This window comes from Amycolatopsis orientalis, assembly GCF_000943515.2.
GTDB classification, from domain to species: domain Bacteria; phylum Actinomycetota; class Actinomycetes; order Mycobacteriales; family Pseudonocardiaceae; genus Amycolatopsis; species Amycolatopsis orientalis.
Map to the genome: position 1 here is coordinate 3,877,047 of NZ_CP016174.1, position 18,119 is coordinate 3,895,165.

The following is an 18,119-nucleotide window of genomic DNA, read 5'->3' on the forward strand; positions in this document are numbered from 1 at the left end:
CGTCCCGCCGTCCCCAGAGGCGGTCCTCGACGCGCGCTCGGAAGGTTCGACGTTCCATGACATCCCAGGACATCGCCAGAGCCCACCATCCTGAGCCGGCCGCGGAAGCAGGCGCGAGCCTCCCCGGACTGTTCGCGCGTCAAGTCGCGCGCACCCCGGACGCGATCGCCGTGACCGGGGATTTCGATCCGTTGACCTATCGGGAACTCGACGAGCGGGCCAACCGGCTCGCGCACCGCCTGGCGCGGCTCGGCGTCCGCGCCGAACACCCGGTCGCGGTGAGCCTGACCCGCTCGCGCGATTTCGTCGTCGCCGAGATCGCGATCGTCAAGGCAGGCGGTGTCTATGTCCCGCTCGACGCGAGGGCTCCCGAAGCGCGGTCGCGCCGGGTGCTCGCCGAGGTGGGGGCTTCGGTCGTGCTCACCGACGCGGAGGATCCGCTTCCCGGTGTCCGCGCGCAGCGCCTCGACGATCCCACGCTGGAGCGCGAATCCGCCGATTCGCCCGGCACGGTGGTGGATCCGGACCAGCTCGCGTACGTGATGTACACCTCCGGGTCGACCGGTGTGCCGAAGGGCGTCGCCGTGACGCACCGGGATGTCGTGGCGCTGGCGGCCGACAGCCGGTTCGGTGACGGGCACGAGCGGATCCTGCTGCACTCACCGCCGGCGTTCGACGCGTCGACCTACGAGCTGTGGGTGCCGCTGCTGAACGGTGGCACCGTCGTGGTCGCGCCGCCGGGCGACCTCGGGGTCGAGGTGGTGCGCCGGATGATCTCCGGATACGGGGTGACGGCGTTGTGGCTGACCGCCGGGTTGTTCCGGGTGGTGGCGCAGGAGGCGCCGGACTGCTTCCGCGGCGTGCGGGAAATCTGGACCGGCGGGGAGGCGGTCCCGGCGGGCCCGGTCCGCCGGGTCCTCGAGCTCTGCCCGGGCCTGGTCGTGGTCGACGGGTACGGGCCCACCGAAACGACGACGTTCGCCACCTCGCACCGGCTGCCGTCACCCGGTTCGGTGCCGGAACGGCTGCCCATCGGGCGGCCGCTGGACGGGATGCGGGCCTACGTGCTGGACGCCGGGCTGAACCCGGTCGCCGACGGCGAGGCGGGGGAGCTGCATCTCGCCGGGGCTGGGCTGGCGCGCGGCTACCGGGCGCGGCCGGGGCTGACCGCGGAGAGGTTCGTCGCCGACCCGATCGGGCCGGACGGCGACCGCATGTACCGCACCGGTGACGTCGTGCGCCGGAACGATCGCGGCGAGCTGGAATTCCTCGGCCGCGCCGACGAACAGGTCAAGATCCGCGGCTTCCGCATCGAACTCGGCGAGATCGAGGACGTGCTGCGCCGGCACGACGACGTCAATGAGGCCGTGGTCGTGGCCCGGGAAGATCGGCCGGGCGTCAAGCGGCTCGTCGCGTACCTCGTCACCCGCGGCGACGGCGGAGAGGAGCCGGACGGCCTGCGCGCCTTGCTCGCCGAGACACTGCCGGATTACATGGTCCCCTCGGCGTTCGTCGTCTTGGACGGCTTGGAGCTGAACGCCAACGGCAAGGTCGATCGGCGCGCGTTGCCCGCACCTCCGGCGGAAGTGGCGGCGTACGTCGAGCCGCGGACCGCCGCCGAGCGGAGGGTCGCCGCGATCTGGGCCGATGTGCTGGGCGGCGGCCCGGTGGGCGCCACCGACGATTTCTTCGCCCGGGGCGGCGACTCGATCCTCGTCGTGCAGGTGCTTTCCCGGCTGCGCACGGAGTTCGGGTCGGAACTGACGGCGAAGGCGCTGTTCGACGCCCCGACCGTCGAACGGCTGGCCCGGCTGCTGCCGGAGACTCCGGACCCGGCCCGGACCGGGCCGATCCCGGTCGCCCCTGATGACCGTCCGGTGCCGATCTCCCCGGCACAGCGCCGGTTGTGGTTCCTCGACGAGCTTTCCGGAAACGCCGCGACCGAGAACAACACCGGGGTCGGGCTGCGGCTCTCGGGCCCGCTGGACATCGACGCCCTCGCCAACGCGCTCGACGTCCTTTGCGCACGCCACGACTCCCTGCGCACCACCTTCGACGTGGTGGACGACGAGGGTGTCCAGCGGATCACCGAGTCCGCCGTCATCCCGCTCCGGGTCCGCCGACTGTCCGATGTGGACACGGTGGACGATCTGGACGGCGAACTGGCCGCGGAGTTGTCGCGGCCGTTCGACCTCCGGAGCGGCCCGCTGACCCGGGCCACCCTGTTCGAACTGGCGGACCGGGAACACCTGCTGGTGCTCTGCCAGCACCACATCGTCACCGACGGCGCGTCCATCGGCATCCTCACCGAGGAGCTGATGGACCTCTACGCCGGGAAGACGCTGCCGGAACTTCCGGTGCGCTACGCCGACTTCGCCGCCTGGCAGCGTTCCCGGCTGACCGGCCCGGCGCTGCGCCCGCACCTGGCGTACTGGCGGCAGCGGCTGGACGGCCTCGAACCGCTCGCCCTGCCGACCGACCGGCCCCGCGCCGCGCAGCGGTCCACCGAGGGCGCGGTCCATCGGCGGCCACTGCCCGCCGCCTTGTTCGACCGGCTCACCGAACTGGGCCACGAGCACGGCGCGACGCTGTTCATGACGCTGGCCGCCGCTGTGCAGATCCTGCTGGCCCGCCACAGCGGGCAGCACGACGTCGCGGTCGGCACGGCCGTCGCCGGGCGGGACCGCGCCGAACTGGAGAAGCTGACCGGTTTCTTCGTCAACACCCTGGTGCTGCGCTCGCGGGTGGACGACGACCGGCCGTTCACCGGATTCCTCGGTGAGTTCCGGGAAACCGTGCTGGACGCCTTCGCGCACGCCGACGCGCCGTTCGACCGGGTCGTCGACGCGGTGCGACCCGAACGGGACCAGTCCCGGACGCCGCTCGTGCAGGCCGTCGTCGTCCTGCAAAGGCCGCTCGTGCGGCCACGCGACGTCGCCGGGCTCCGGGTCACCGAGCACGACCTGCCCCGGCCGTCCGCCCGCTTCGACCTCGTGATCGAGTTCTGGCCGCGTAACGGCACCTTCGAGCTCGCGATCGAGTACAGCACCGGCTTGTTCGACGCCGTCACCGTCGAACGCCTGGCCGCCCGGCTGGAGATCCTGCTGACCGGGATCGCCGCCGATCCCGCCCGGCCGCTCGGTGACCTGCCGCTCACGACGGAGGCGGACCGGCGTTCCCTCCTTCCCGACGGCGCGGCCGTGGCCGCCGTGGACTCCGTCCCGGCGGCCTTCGACCAGCAGGCCGCCCGGACACCCCACGCCACGGCGGTGACCTGTGGAGCCACCTCGCTCACCTACCGCGAACTGGGGGAGCGCGCCGACCGGCTCGCCCGGCACCTGAGCGAACTGGGGGTGCGGGCGGAAGACCGCGTCGGAATCCTGATGGACCGTTCGGCCGACCTCGTCGTCGCCGTGCTGGCGGTCCTCAAGGCGGGCGCCGCGTACCTGCCGCTCGACCTGCGTGCGCCCGCGGCGCGGCTGCGGCGGATCCTCGACGGCTCCGCGTTGCTGCTGACCGATTCCACGTGGGCAGCCGTCGCCGCCGATGTCCACCCGCGGCCGCTTCGGGTGGTCGTCCCGACTGAGTCCAGCGACCGGCCAGGCGTCGATCCGGACCCCGAGAACCTGGCGTACGTCGAGTACACCTCCGGTTCCACCGGCGTGCCGAAGGGTGTCGCGGTGCGTCACGCGGACGTCGTCGCGCTCGCCAGGGACAGCCGGTTCGACGGCGGCGCGCACGAGCGGGTGCTGCTGCACTCGCCGCTGGCGTTCGACGCGTCGACCTACGAGCTGTGGGTGCCGCTGCTCAACGGTGGCGAAGTCGTCGTCGCCCCGCCGGGAGGCCTCGACGTCGACAGGCTGCGGCAGCTGATCACCCGGCACGGCGTGACCGCGCTGTGGCTCACCGCGGGGCTGTTCCGGCTTGTGGCGCAGGAGGAACCAGACTGCTTCACCGGTGTCCGCGAAGTCTGGACCGGCGGCGACGTGGTCCCGGCGGAGACGGTCCGCCGGGTGCTCGCCTCCTGTCCCGGGCTGGCCGTGGTCGACGGCTACGGGCCGACCGAGACGACGACGTTCGCGTCCGCGTTCCGGATGACTTCGGCGGACTCCGTGCCGGACATCGTGCCGATCGGCACCCCGCTCGACGGGATGCGGGCGTTCGTGCTCGACGGCCGGCTACGGCCGGTGCCGCGCGGAGTGGTCGGCGAGCTGTATATCGCCGGGCCGGGCCTCGCGCGCGGCTACGCCGACCGTCCCGGCGCCACCGCCGAACGCTTCCTCGCGAACCCGTTCGGCGAACCGGGAAGCCGGTGCTACCGCACGGGTGACCTGGTGCGCTGGCGTTCCGACGACACGGTGGAGTTCGTCGGCCGGGCCGACGACCAGGTCAAGATCCGGGGCTTCCGGGTGGAACCGGCCGAGATCGAAGCCGCACTCACCGCACGGGCGGACGTCGCGCAGGCAGTGGTGCTCGCGCGGACGGACGCCGGTCGCAAGCGGCTCGTCGCCTACGTCGTCCCGGCGTCGGGCACGGCACCGGAGGCGACGGCGGTGCGCGGCTCGTTGGCGGAGGTGCTGCCGGACTACCTGGTGCCGTCGGCGATCGTCCTGCTCGACGCGCTTCCCTTGAGCCCCAACGGGAAACTTGACCGGCGGGCGCTGCCCGAACCGGCGCTCGACCCGCCGGTCGCCCGCCGCACGGCGCCACGGACGGAACCGGAGCGCGTACTGGCCGGCATCTGGGCCGAGGTGCTCGGGCTCGACGAAGTCGGCGTCGAGGACAACTTCTTCGATCTGGGCGGTGACTCGATCCTGAGCATCCAGGTCGGCGCCCGGGCGCGCCGGGCGGGTCTCACGCTGAGCACCAGCGACCTTTTCCGGCACCAGACCGTCGCCGCGCTGGCGGCCACGGCCACCGGGACGGGCGGAACTGCCACGCGAGGTCCGGTGTCCGGCGAGGCGCCGTTGACACCGATCCAGGAGTGGTTCTTCGCCACCCAGACCCGGCGACCCGAGCGGTTCGACCAGTCGCTGTCGATGGAACTCACCGCGCAGGTCGACGAGGCCGCGCTGCGCACCGCGCTGTCGGCGCTGGTCGAGCAGCACGACGCCCTGCGGACGCGGTTCGAGCGACCGAACGGGCGGTGGCGTCAGGTCACTCCGCCGCCCGCCCCGGTGGACGTCCTCGCCGGACCGTCCGAAGTGGACCTCGGACGGGGTCCGTTGCTGCGGGCCTGGCTGTCCGGGGAGGACGGCCGCAAGACGCTTCGGCTGGCCGCCCATCACCTGGTCGTCGACGGGGTGTCCTGGCGCGTGCTGCTGGAAGACCTGGACCTGGCCTACCGGCAGACGGTCCGGGGCGAGGCCGTCGACCTCGGGCCGAGGTCGACGTCGTTCCTCGAATGGGCCCGCCGCCTCGCCGAGAAGGCCGAGGCGGGCGGGTTCGCCGGGGAATCGGCCTACTGGCAGGACTTCGACGGCCACACGTCGGTGCCGGTGGACGGTACGGGCCCGAACCTCGCCGGCGCCGCCCGGTCGGTGACCGTGCGGCTGACCGAAGCGGAGACGACCGCGCTGACGCGTGAGGTGCCCGCCGTGTACCGCACCCGGATCAACGACGTCCTGCTCACCGCGCTCGGCCGGGTCCTGCGCGACTGGACCGGCCACGACCGCGTCGTCGTGGACCTCGAAGGCCACGGCCGTGAGGATCTGTTCGAGGACACCGACCTGTCCCGGACGGTGGGCTGGTTCACCAGCCTGTTCCCGGTGGCACTGGAAGCCGGTGGTGACTGGGGCGCGGCGCTCAAGACCGTCAAGGAGCGGTTGCGGGAGGTACCCAGCCGCGGCATCGGCTACGGCGTCCTGCGGTACCTCACCGGGACGGCACCGGAGATCACCCCGGCGGTCAGCTTCAACTACCTCGGCCGGTTCGACCCGCCGATCGCCGACGGCGGCCTGTACTCCGCGCCGGGCCGCGAACTCACCTTGGACGTCGCCCCGGAGGAGCTCCGGCCGCATCTGCTCGACGTCGTCGGCCGCATCGACGGCGGCGCGCTGGCGTTCGACTGGTTCTTCGCCGATGGCGTGCACGACAAGTCCACAGTGGATGGTCTGGCGAACGCGATGCTCGGCGCGTTGCGGGAGATCATCCGGCACTGCGCCGAGCCGGGCGCGGGCGGCCGGACCCCGTCCGACTTCCCGCTGGCCGCGCTGGACCAGCGGCGGGTGGACGCGCTGGTCGGTGACGGCCGCACGGTCGAGGACCTCTACCCGCTGACCCCGATGCAGGCCGGGATGGTCTTCCACGCCCTGGCGCCCGGAGGTACCCGGGTCTACTTCGAACAGCTGACCTTCGTACTGGACGACGTTCCCGACCCGCGGCGACTCGGTGCGGCCTGGCAGCGGATGGTGGACCGGACGCCGGTGCTGCGCAGCCGGGTCGTCTGGGAGAACGTGCCGTCGCCGCTGCAACTGGTCGAACGCGAGGTCACGCTGCCGATCACGTACCTCGACTGGACCGGACTGTCCACTGTGGAGCGTGAGGAGGCACTGCGGCGGCTGCTGGAGGCAGACGCCGAGGAAGGTCTCGACCTGGCCCGCGCCCCGTTGACGCGGCTCGTCGTGGTCAGGCTGCCCGATGACGCGGTGCGGGTGGTGTGGACGTTCCACCACGTGCTGCTCGACGGCTGGAGCGTCTTCCAGGTGCTGTCCGACGTCATCGCGCTGGCCCGGGGCGATGACGGGGCCGTTCCCGAACGACGACCGTTCCGCGATTACCTCGCCTGGCTGGCCGGCCAGGACGACCGGGCGGCCGAGGAGTACTGGCGGGCCGAACTCGCCGATCTGTCGGCGGCGACGCCGTTGCCGTACGACCGGGTGCCCGCCCGCGGGCACAGCACCAGGTCCGCCGAGCGGGTGGCCACCGAGCTGGACGAAACGGCGTCCGACCGGCTGTACGCCTTCGCGAAACGCCATCGGCTGACGGTGAACGCGGTCGTCCAGGGCGCGTGGGCGCTGCTGCTGTCGCGATACAGTGGCGAGCAGGACGTCTGTTTCGGCGCGACCGTCTCGGGCAGGCCACCGGAACTGCCCGGGGTGGATGACATCACCGGCATCTTCATCAACACCCTGCCGGTACGGATGCGTGTGGACGGCGGCGCCGGACTGGTCGACTGGCTGAGGGAGGCCCAAGCCCGGCAGGTCGTCTCACGCCGGTTCGGGCATCTCGCGCTCACCCGGCTGCAGGGCTGGAGCGGTGTCCCGGCGGGGACGAATCTGTTCGACAGCATCGTGGTGTTCGAGAACTACCCGATCGACGAACTCGCCGATGGCCCGCGAGTACGGGAACTGCAGGCGGCCGAGCGGACCAACTACCCGCTCAGCGTCGTCGTCTACCCGGGACGCCGGCTTTCGCTGGTCCTCGGCTACGACCCGGCCCTGTTCGACGCCGGAACGGCTGAACGGCTCGCCACTCATCTGGGCGTGCTGCTGCGGGGGATGGCGGACGTGGGAGTTTCGGCGGTCACGATGCTGACCGGCGCCGAGGAAAACCGCGTGGTCCACGAATGGAACGCCACCGGCACGGCAGTACCGGACACCGCGCTGGCGCCGTTGTTCGAAGCTCAGGCCCGGTGCACTCCGGCGGCCGTCGCGGTGGCCACCGACACCGAATCCCTGACCTACGCCGAGCTTGATGCCCGGGCGAACCGGCTGGCCCACCTGCTGCTGCGGCACGGCGTCCACGCCGAGGAGCGGGTCGCGGTGCTGATGGACCGCTCGGCCGACCTGGTCGTGGCGGAGCTGGCGATCATCAAGGCGGGCGGCGCCTACCTGCCCTTGGACCTGCGGGCACCGGCGGACCGGCTGCGCCTGCTGTTGAACGGAGCCGAGGCGAAGCTCGTCGTCACCGACACGGCACGCCGGTCGCAGGCCGAGGAAGTCCACTGTGGACAGCTGCTGACGGTCGGCGACGCCGTGGGCGAACCGGCGACGGCACCGGATGTCCCGGCCGATCGCGACCGGCTCGCCTATGTCATCTACACCTCGGGCTCGACCGGCTCGCCCAAGGGGGTCGCCGCGCGGCAGCGGGATGTCGTGGCGCTGGCCTGGGACCGGCGGTTCCGGACCGGGGCGCACGAGCGGGTGCTGCTGCATTCACCGCATTCGTTCGACGCGTCCACCTACGAAATGTGGGTGCCGCTGCTCAACGGCGGCTGTGTGGTCGTCGCGCCACCACGGGAACTGGACGTCGCGACGCTCCGCCGCGTGATCGCCGGGCACCGGGTCACCGGGGCGTTCCTGACGACGGGGTTGTTCCGGCTGGTGTCGCAAGAGGATCCGCGGTGCTTCGCGGGGATGCGGGAGGTGTGGACCGGCGGTGACGCCGTCCCGGCCGCGGCACTGCGCCGGGTGCTGGAGGCCTGCCCGGACATCGTGGTCGCGGACGTCTACGGGCCGACGGAGACGACCACTTTCGCGACCGTGCGCCTGATGTCGTCGGTCGGCGAGGTGCCCGACGTGGTGCCGATCGGCGGACCGCTGGACAACACGCGGACCTATGTCCTCGACGCCGGGCTGTCCGTCGTGCCGCCGGGCGTCCCCGGTGAACTGCACATCGCCGGTGAGGGTGTCGCTCGCGGATATCTCGCCGACCCCGGTCTCACGGCGGACCGGTTCGTCGCCGACCCGTTCGGCACCGGCGAGCGGATGTACCGCACCGGGGACATCGTGCGGTGGACGGCGGAGGGGCAGCTGGAGTTCGTCGGCCGCGTCGACGAACAGGTCAAGGTCCGCGGCTTCCGCGTCGAGCTGGGGGAGATCGAGGCGGCACTGGGCGCCCATCCGGCGCTCGCGCAGGCCGCGGTGCTCGTGCGGGAGGACAACGGCTTCAAACGACTGGTGGCCTACGTCGTCGGCGAGAGCGGCGTGCCGGATACCGCCGAACTGCGGGAGTTCCTCGCCCGCGGCCTGCCGGACTACATGGTCCCCGCGGTGTTCGTCGCGCTGGAACGGCTTCCGGTCAACGTCAACGGGAAACTGGACCGGCGGGCGTTGCCCGTGCCCGACTTCGGCGGTCAGCGCGCCACCGCGCACGTGGCGCCGCGGCCGGGCCCGGAAGCCGTGCTCGCGGACATCTGGGCCGAGGTGCTCGGGGTCGGCCGAGTCGGCGCCGAAGACGACTTCTTCGCGCTCGGCGGAGACTCCATCCTCAGCATCCAAGTGGTTTCCCGCGCCCGGCAGGCCGGACTCGACCTGCTGCCCGGTGACCTGTTCACCCACCGCACCATCGCCGAACTGGCGGCTTCGGCCGGCGAAGTCCACGAGACCACCGACCGGGGTCCGGTCAGCGGCGACGTCCCGCTCACCCCGATCCAGCGGTGGTTCTTCGCCACCCAGACCGAAGACCCCGGGCACTTCGATCAACGCGTCGAGATCGAGCTACCGGCTCCGGCCGACCCCGGCGCGGTGCGCGCCGCACTGTCCGCGCTGGTCGAACACCACGACGCGCTGCGGATGCGGTTCGAGCGGACCGGCCAAGGCTGGCGGCAGGTGAACGCCCCGGTCGATCCCGCGGCCGACCTCCTGGACACGCCGGTGGATCACGACCTGGCCACCCGGCCGATGCTGCGCGCCACGTTGTCCGCGCCCGGCAGGCTCACCCTGTCCGCGCACCACCTCGTGGTCGACGGCGTGTCCTGGCGGGTGCTGCTGGAGGACTTCGACAAGGCCTACCGGCAAGCGGTACGCGGAGAAGCCGTCGACCTCGGCCCGCGCGGAACCTCCTTCCAGGAGTGGGCGGAACGGCTGACGGAGCACACCGCCGCGGGCGGTTTCGACGACGAACTCGGTCATTGGCGCGCCACCGCCGCGGCGGCCGCCGTGCCGGTGGACGGCGACGGCCCGAACACCGTCGCGGCGATGCGCGAGGTCACCACGCGTCTCGGCGCCGAGGAGACCGCCGCGCTGCTGCGCGCGGTGCCCGACGTGTACCGGACGCAGGTCAACGACGTGCTGCTCACCGCGCTGGGCCGCGTACTGGCCGACTGGACCGGCCGGAACCGGGTGCCGGTGGCTCTGGAGGGACACGGCCGCGAGGAACTGTTCGACGGCGTCGACCTGGCCCGGACCGTCGGCTGGTTCACCACGCTGTTCCCGGTCGCGCTCGACGTCCCCGACGACTGGGGCACGGCGCTGAAGTCGGTCAAGGAGCAGCTGCGCGCCGTACCCCGGCGGGGTATCGGTTATGGCGCTTTGCGCTACCTCGCCGGGACGGCCCCGGAGATCGCCCCGCAGGTGAGCTTCAACTACCTCGGCCGGTTCGCCGCGGATTCCGGCCGTCTCGAATCGGACGACGGTCCGCGCTCGGTCCGCGCGCATCTGCTGGACGTCGTCGGCCGCGTCGACGGTGACGAACTCGAATTTTCCTGGTACTACGCCGAGGGCGTGCACCGTGAGGAGACGGTCGCCCGGCTGGCCGGGTCACTGGTCACCGCGTTGCGTTCGATCGTCGCGCACTGTGCCGGGCCCGGGGTCTGGGGCCGCACGCCGTCGGACTTCCCGCTCGCCCGGCTCGACCAGGCGACGGTGGACCGGCTCGCCACCCCCGAGGTCGAGGACATCCATCCGCTGACGCCGATGCAGTCCGGCATGGTGTTCCACGCCCTGTCACAGGGGGAGGAGCGGGTCTACTTCCAGCAGGTGGCGTTCGTCCTCGACGGCGTCACCGATCCGGCGATCCTCGCGCGGGCCTGGCAGCGGGTCGTCGACCGGACGCCGGTGCTGCGCACGCGGATCGTCTGGGAGGGGGTGGACGAGCCCGTGCAGGTGGTCGGGCGCGAGGTCACCGTGCCGATCACCCACCACGACTGGAGCGCACTGTCCGAAGTGGAGCGTGAGACGGCCTGGCGTGCCGTCCTCGACCGCGACCGGGCCGAAGGGATGGACCTGGCGGCCGTGCCGTTGCTGCGGCTCACGCTGGCGCGGCTGTCCGGCACCGAAGTGCGCGTGCTGTGGACCTTCCACCATGTCCTGCTCGACGGCTGGAGCGTGTTCGGCATCCTGTCCGACGTCTTCGCCTGCCACGGCGCGTTCACCCGAGGGGAAGCCGAGCAGCTGCCCCGGCGGCGGCCGTTCCGTGACTACGTCGAGTGGCTCGCGCATCAGGATGACCGGCTCGCCGAAACGCATTGGCGGACCGTGCTCGGCGATCTCACCTCGCCCGCGCGGCTGCCGTTCGACCGGCCGCCCGCGCAGGCGCACACCACCCGCTCGTCGGAATGGCTGACCGTCGAACTGGACACGGACGAGACCACGCGACTGCGTGAGACCGCCCAGGGCGCCGGGCTGACCCTGAACACGCTCCTGCAGGGCGCGTGGGCGCTGCTGCTCGCGCGGTACACCGGCGACCGCGACATCTGCTTCGGCACCACGGTTTCCGGGCGGCCGGTGGATCTGCCGGGAGCGGACGACATCGCCGGCATCTTCATCAACACCCTGCCGGTCCGGGTGACCGTGTCGGGCGGAGTCAGCGCGGCCTCGTGGCTGCGGGACCTGCAGGCGGGCCAGGTCGAATCCCGCCGGTACGGGCATCTGCCGCTGACCCGGCTGCAGGGCTGGAGCGGGGTGCCCGCCGGGGCGAATCTGTTCGAAAGCCTGGTGGTGTTCGAGAACTACCCGATCAACGAGGAGGCGGCCACCGCGCACGGCCTGCGGCTGCGGGCGCTGGACGCGGTCGAGACGACCAGCTATCCGCTCAGCGTGGTCGCTTCGCCGGGCGACCGGTTGTCCATCGACCTCGGTTACGACCCGGACCTGTTCGACCCGGCCACGGCACACCGGATCGCCCGGCGGCTGACCGGAGTCCTGCGGGGCCTCGGTGAGGATCTCGGCCGGTCGCTGGACGAGATCGACCTGCTCACCGACGCCGAACGGCGGCAGGTACTCGTCGAGTGGAACGACACGGCGAACCCGATCCCCGAGCGCACGCTCGGCGAACTGTTCGCCGAGCAGGTGCGGCGGACGCCGGACGCGCCCGCGCTGACCGCCGACGGTGTCGAGCTGAGCTATGCCGAGCTGGACGCCCGCGCGGACCGGCTGGCCCAGCGGCTGGACCTCGGGGTCGAGGAGCTGGTCGGCGTGCTGATGGAACGCGCGCCCGAGCTGGTGATCGCCGAACTGGCCATCGTGAAGGCGGGCGGGGCGTACCTGCCCTTGGACACCCGTGCGCCCGAAGCGCGGCTGAAGGGCCTGCTCTCCGGGGTTTCCGCGCTGGTCACCGACCGGGAGTGGGAGCCGGTGGCCCGGTCCCTCCACACCGGGCCGGTCCTGGTCGCCGACGACGCCGTGGATGCCGAGCCGTCCACACCACGCCGCCTGCCGACGCCTCATCGGGACAACCTGGCGTACGTCATCTACACCTCGGGCTCCACGGGAACGCCCAAGGGAGTCTCGGCGCGCCACCGCGACGTCGTGGCGCTGGCCTGGGACCACCGGTTCCGGACCGGGGCGCACGAGCGGGTGCTGCTGCATTCACCGCATTCGTTCGACGCCTCCACCTACGAAATGTGGGTACCGCTGCTCAACGGCGGTTGTGTCGTGGTGGCGCCACCCGGAGACCTCGACGTCGACACGTTCGCCCGCGTCAACGCCGAACACCGGGTCACCGGGGCGTTCCTGACGACGGGGTTGTTCCGGCTGGTGTCGCAAGAGGCCCCGGGCGCGTTCGCCGGGATGCGGGAGGTGTGGACCGGCGGTGACGCCGTACCGGCCGCGGCACTGCGCCGGGTGCTGGAAGCCTGCCCGGGCACGGTGGTCGCCGACGTCTACGGCCCCACCGAGACCACCACTTTCGCGACCGTGCGCCTGATGTCGTCGATCGGCGAGGTGCCCGACGTGGTGCCGATCGGCGGGCCCTTGGACAACACCCGGGCCTACGTCCTCGACAGCGCGCTGCGGCCCGTGCCGCCGGGCATCCCCGGCGAGCTGCATCTGGCGGGGGAGGGCCTGGCCCGCGGCTACCTCGGCAGTGCGGGGCTGACCGCCGACCGGTTCGTCGCCGACCCCTTCCGGGCAGGTGAGCGGATGTACCGCACCGGGGACGTCGTGCGGTGGACGGCGGAAGGGCAGCTGGAGTTCACCGGCCGGGTCGACGAGCAGGTCAAGATCCGCGGCTTCCGCGTCGAACCGAGTGAGATCGAAGCGGCGCTCGCGGCCCATCCCGCCCTCGTCCAGGCCGCCGTGCTCGCCCGTGAAGACCAGGGCGTCAAGCGGCTGGTGGCCTACGTCGTCGCCGAGACCGAGGTGCCGGACACGGCCGGGCTGAAGGAGTTCCTGGCGCGTGACCTTCCGGACTACATGATCCCGGCCGCGTTCGTCCCACTGGAGGGGCTTCCGTTGAACGTCAACGGGAAACTCGACCGGGCAGCCCTGCCGGCGCCGGACTTCAGCCGGCCGGTGACCGCGTGGACGGCCCCCGGCACCGACGCCGAACGTGCGCTCGCCGAGATCTGGGCCGAGGTGCTCGGGGTCGGGGAAGTGGGCGCGGAAGCCGACTTCTTCGAGCTGGGCGGCGATTCGATCCTCAGCATCCAGGTGGTTTCGCGAGCCCGGCGGGCCGGACTGCGGTTGCTGCCGAAGGACCTGTTCCGGTACCCGACGATCCGGGCGCTCGCCGCGAGCGCGCAAGGCCCGGCGCCTACCCTCGCCGAGCAGGGACCGGTCACCGGCGACGTCCCGCTCACCCCGATCCAGCACTGGTTCTTCGCGACCCAGCCCGAACAGTTCGACCAGTCCGTCCAGATCGAACTCGCCGAGGATGTCGACGAAGCCACGCTCCGCGCCGCACTGACCACCGTCCTGGACCACCATGACGCCTTGCGGATGCGGTTCGTGCGTACCGAGGACGGCTGGCTCCAGCACAACGCACCACCGGAGCCGGTGGACGTGCTGCGCACCGGCGAGGTGTCCACAAAGGACTTCGACCTGCGGGACGGCCCGCTGTTCTCGGCCGTCCTGTCAGGGTCGCTGTTGTCCCTGGCCGCCCACCACCTCGTGGTCGACGGCGTGTCGTGGCGGATCCTGCTGGAGGACCTCGAAACCGCGTACCGCGGCGGCACCCTCGGCCCGAAGACGACGTCGTTCCGATCGTGGGCGGGCCGGCTCGCCGAGCACACCGCGGCGGGCGGCTTCGACGACGAACTGGCGCATTGGCGGTCCGTCCCGCGGCCTGCCGCGCTGCCCGCCGACCACGACGGCGAGAACACGATCGGTTCGGCCCGCTCGGTCACCGTCCGGCTCGATCCGGACGAGACCAAGGCGCTGCTGCGGGACGTGCCCGAGGTCTACCGCACCCAGGTCAACGACGTGCTGCTCACCGCGCTCGGCCGGGTGCTGGCCGACTGGACCGGGCAGCGCGAGGTCGTGGTCGACCTGGAAGGGCACGGCCGCGAGGACCTGTTCGACGACGTCGACCTCTCGCGTACGACGGGCTGGTTCACCAGCATGTTCCCGGTCGCGCTCGAAGCGCCCGCGGACTGGGGTACCGCGCTCAAGACGGTCAAGGAACGGCTGCGGGCGGTACCCCGGCGCGGAATCGGCTACGGCGCCCTGCGATACCTCGCCGGGACCGCGCCGGAGATCGAGGCACCGGTCAGCTTCAACTATCTCGGCCGGTTCGACTGGGACCTCGGCGGGCTCTACCGCGCCATGCGCGGGGGACTGGACGCCGACCTGGACGCGGCGGCGACGCGGACACACGCGTTCGACGTCGTGGCCAGGGTGGAGCAGGACGCGCTCGAAGTGTCCTGGTCATACTCGGCGAACCTGCACGACGAGTCCACTGTGGACGCCCTGGCGACCGGCCTGCTCTCCGCTTTGCGGGGGATCATCGAGCACTGCGCCGAACCCGGCGCGGGCGGCCGGACACCAGCAGACTTTCCGCTCACCGCACTCGGCCAGGCCCAGGTGGACCGGCTGGTGGGTGACGGCCGCGACGTCGAGGACGTCTACCCGCTGACCCCCATGCAAGGCGGGATGGTCTTCCACGGGCTGTCGCAAAGCGAGCAGGGCCTGTACTTCGAGCAGGCGACGTTCGTCCTCGACGGCGTCACCGACCTCGACGTGCTGGCCGGTGCGTGGCAGCAGGTGCTCGACCGCACCCCGGTGCTGCGGACCGCGTTCGCCTGGGACGGCCTGACCGAACCGGTCCAGATCGTGCACCGCGACGTCACGCTGCCGATCCGGCGGCTCGACTGGACGGACCTCTCCGAAGCCGAACGCGCGAACCGGCTGCGGCGTCTGCTGGACGAGGACCGTGAGGAAGGCCTCGACCTCGCCCGCGCCCCTCTGATGCGCGTGGCGCTCGTCCGGCTCTCGGACACCGAAGCGCAGGTGCTGTGGACCTTCCATCACGTCCTGCTGGACGGCTGGAGCGTGTTCGGCGTGCTCGCCGACCTGTGCGCGGCACACGCCGGTGGAGCGCTGCCATCCCGACGTCCCTTCCGGGACTACCTGGAATGGCTGAGCGGCCGCGACGACGAGGAGGCCGAACGATTCTGGCGGCGCACCCTCGACGGTGTGGCGGAGCCGACCCCACTGCCGTGCGACCGGGCGCCGTCGGAGACCCACACGACCTGTTCGGCGACCTGGTTGCCGTATTCGCTGGACGAAGCGGACACCGCCCGGCTCGACGGCTTCGTCAAACGGCACGGGCTCACGCTCAACGTCCTGCTCCAGGGCGCCTGGGCGCTGCTGCTGTCGGTCTACAGCGGACGCCGTGACGTCGTGTTCGGCGCCACCGTGTCCGGCAGGCCGGCCGAACTGTCCGAAGTGGACGGCATCCTCGGCATCTTCATCAACACCCTGCCGGTGCGCGCCGACGTCGACCGTTCGGCGGGCGTGGCCCGCTGGCTGAAGGAGCTGCAGAACGCCCAGGCGGAGGCGCGCGGATTCGACTTCGTACCGCTGAGCAGGCTCCAGACCTGGACCGGTCTGCCCGGCGGCGTGAACCTGTTCGACAGCCTCGTGGTGTTCGAGAACTACCCGATCACCGGCGACGCGGCCGCCGAGCACGGCTTGCACGTCCGCGACCTCGCGGCCCTGGAGACGACGAACTTCCCGATCACCGTGGTCTCGTCGCCGGGACCGCGGCTGGCGGTGGAACTCGGCTACGACCCCGAACTGTTCGACCGGGCGACCATCGAAGGCATCGCCGGGCGGCTGCTCCTGCTGCTGCGCGAACTCGCCACCGACGGCGACCGCCCGCTGGGCCGGGTGCCGGTGCTCGACGCGGACGAGGAACGGCTCGTGCTGGGCGACTGGAACGACACCGGCGACGAGCCGGCGGCGCGCTCGCTGCCGGAGCTGTTCGCCGGACGGGTCCGCGAACGCCCGGACGCGCCCGCGGTCGTGTCCGGCGGCGAGGTCCTGAGCTACGCGGAGCTGGACCAGCGAGCGAACCGGCTGGCGCACCGGCTGCTCGCGCTCGGGCTCCGGCCGGAGGACCGGGTCGGCCTCGCGGCCGAACGGTCGAGCGCGTTCGTGGTCGCCGAACTCGCCATCGCCAAGGCGGGTGGCGTCTACGTGCCCCTCGACACCCGTGCCCCGGACGAGCGCCTGCGGCTGCTGCTGACCGGCGTCGAGTACGCCGTCACCGACGAGACCTGGCTGAACACCCTTTCGCGCGTGCACGAGGGACACGTCGTGGTCGAGCCGGAGACGGGGCCGGACCACGACCCGGGTGTGCCGGTCGATCCCGGGCAGGTGGCGTACCTGATGTACACCTCCGGTTCCACCGGGACACCGAAGGGGGTCGCCGTGCGGCACCGCGACGTCGCCGCGCTGGCGGCGGACCGGCGGTTCTCGGGCGGCGCGCACGAGCGGGTACTCCTGCACTCGCCGCCCGCCTTCGACGCCACCACCTACGAGCTGTGGGTGCCGCTGCTCAACGGCGGCACGGTCGTCGTGGCGCCGCCCGTCGACGTCGACGCCCACGCCGTGCGGCACGCGATCACCGAGGACGGCGTGACCGGCCTCTGGCTCACCGCGGGCTTGTTCCGGGTACTCGCCCAGGAGGCACCGGACTGCTTCACCGGCCTGCGTGAGGTCTGGACCGGTGGCGACGTCGTCCCCGCCGCCGCCGTCCGGCAGGTGCTGGGCGCCTGTCCCGGTCTGCGGGTGGTGGACGGCTACGGTCCGACCGAGACGACCACCTTCGCCACGTCGTTCCCCATGTCCACTGTGGACGAGGTACCGGACGTGGTGCCGATCGGCCGTCCAATGGACGGGACGCGCGTCCGGATACTCGGACCCGACCTGGCGCCCGTTCCGCCAGGGGTGCCGGGAGAGTTGTCCATCAGCGGAGCCGGGCTCGCGCGGGGTTACTTCGCCCGTCCCGGCCTGACGGCGGATCGTTTCCTCGCCGATCCGTACGGGCCGCCGGGTACGCGGATGTACCGCACCGGGGACCTCGCCGCCTGGACCGCCGACGGCCGGGTCCGCTTCCTGGGCAGGCTCGACGAGCAGGCCAAACTCCGCGGCTTCCGGATCGAACCGGGCGAGGTCGAAGCGGCGCTGGCCGCCCACCCCGCGATCACCCAGGCCGCGGTGCTCGTCCGTGAGGATCGGCCGGGGGTCAAACTGCTGGTCGCCTACCTGGTGGGCGACGACCTGCCCGCGGAAGAACTGAAGGCCTTCCTCGGGCGGACGCTGCCGGACTATCTGATCCCCTCCGTGTTCGTCCAGCTCGACACGCTTCCCTTGAGCCGTAATGGAAAGCTCGACCGGCGTGCGCTGCCCGTGCCGGCTCCGGCCGAGTCGCGACCGGCCTACACCGCCCCGGAGACCGACACCGAACGGGTCGTGGCGGGAATCTGGGCCGAGGTGCTCGGGCTGGAGCGGGTCGGCGTGGGGGAGAACTTCTTCGACCTCGGCGGCGATTCGATCCGGAGCCTGCACATCGCCTCCCGGGCGAGCGCGGTGTTCGACATCCGGCTCACCCCGCGTGACGTTCTGACCGCCCGCACCGTGGCCGTACTGGCCGAGACGGTCGAGGAGATGATCCTGCGGGATCTCGAACTCCTCGCCTCCGGTGACCCCACCACCGAACTGTGAGGACTCGCC

The 18,119-nt window shown here is 72.0% G+C and carries 1 protein-coding gene; it reads left to right on the plus strand.

Annotated features, from left to right (window positions below):
- The first annotated feature begins 56 nt into the window (after window positions 1–56).
- Window positions 57–18,110: a non-ribosomal peptide synthetase gene (locus SD37_RS17100; RefSeq protein ID WP_044850575.1), complete on the plus strand. Its 18,054-nt coding sequence runs from the start codon at window positions 57–59 to the stop codon at window positions 18,108–18,110.
- Window positions 18,111–18,119: the final 9 nt, after the last annotated feature.

Bases quoted from the DNA above. Each gene is read 5' to 3' on its own strand.
- SD37_RS17100 (WP_044850575.1), top strand. From the start codon at position 57: ATGACATCCCAGGACATCGCCAGAGCCCACCATCCTGAGCCGGCCGCG.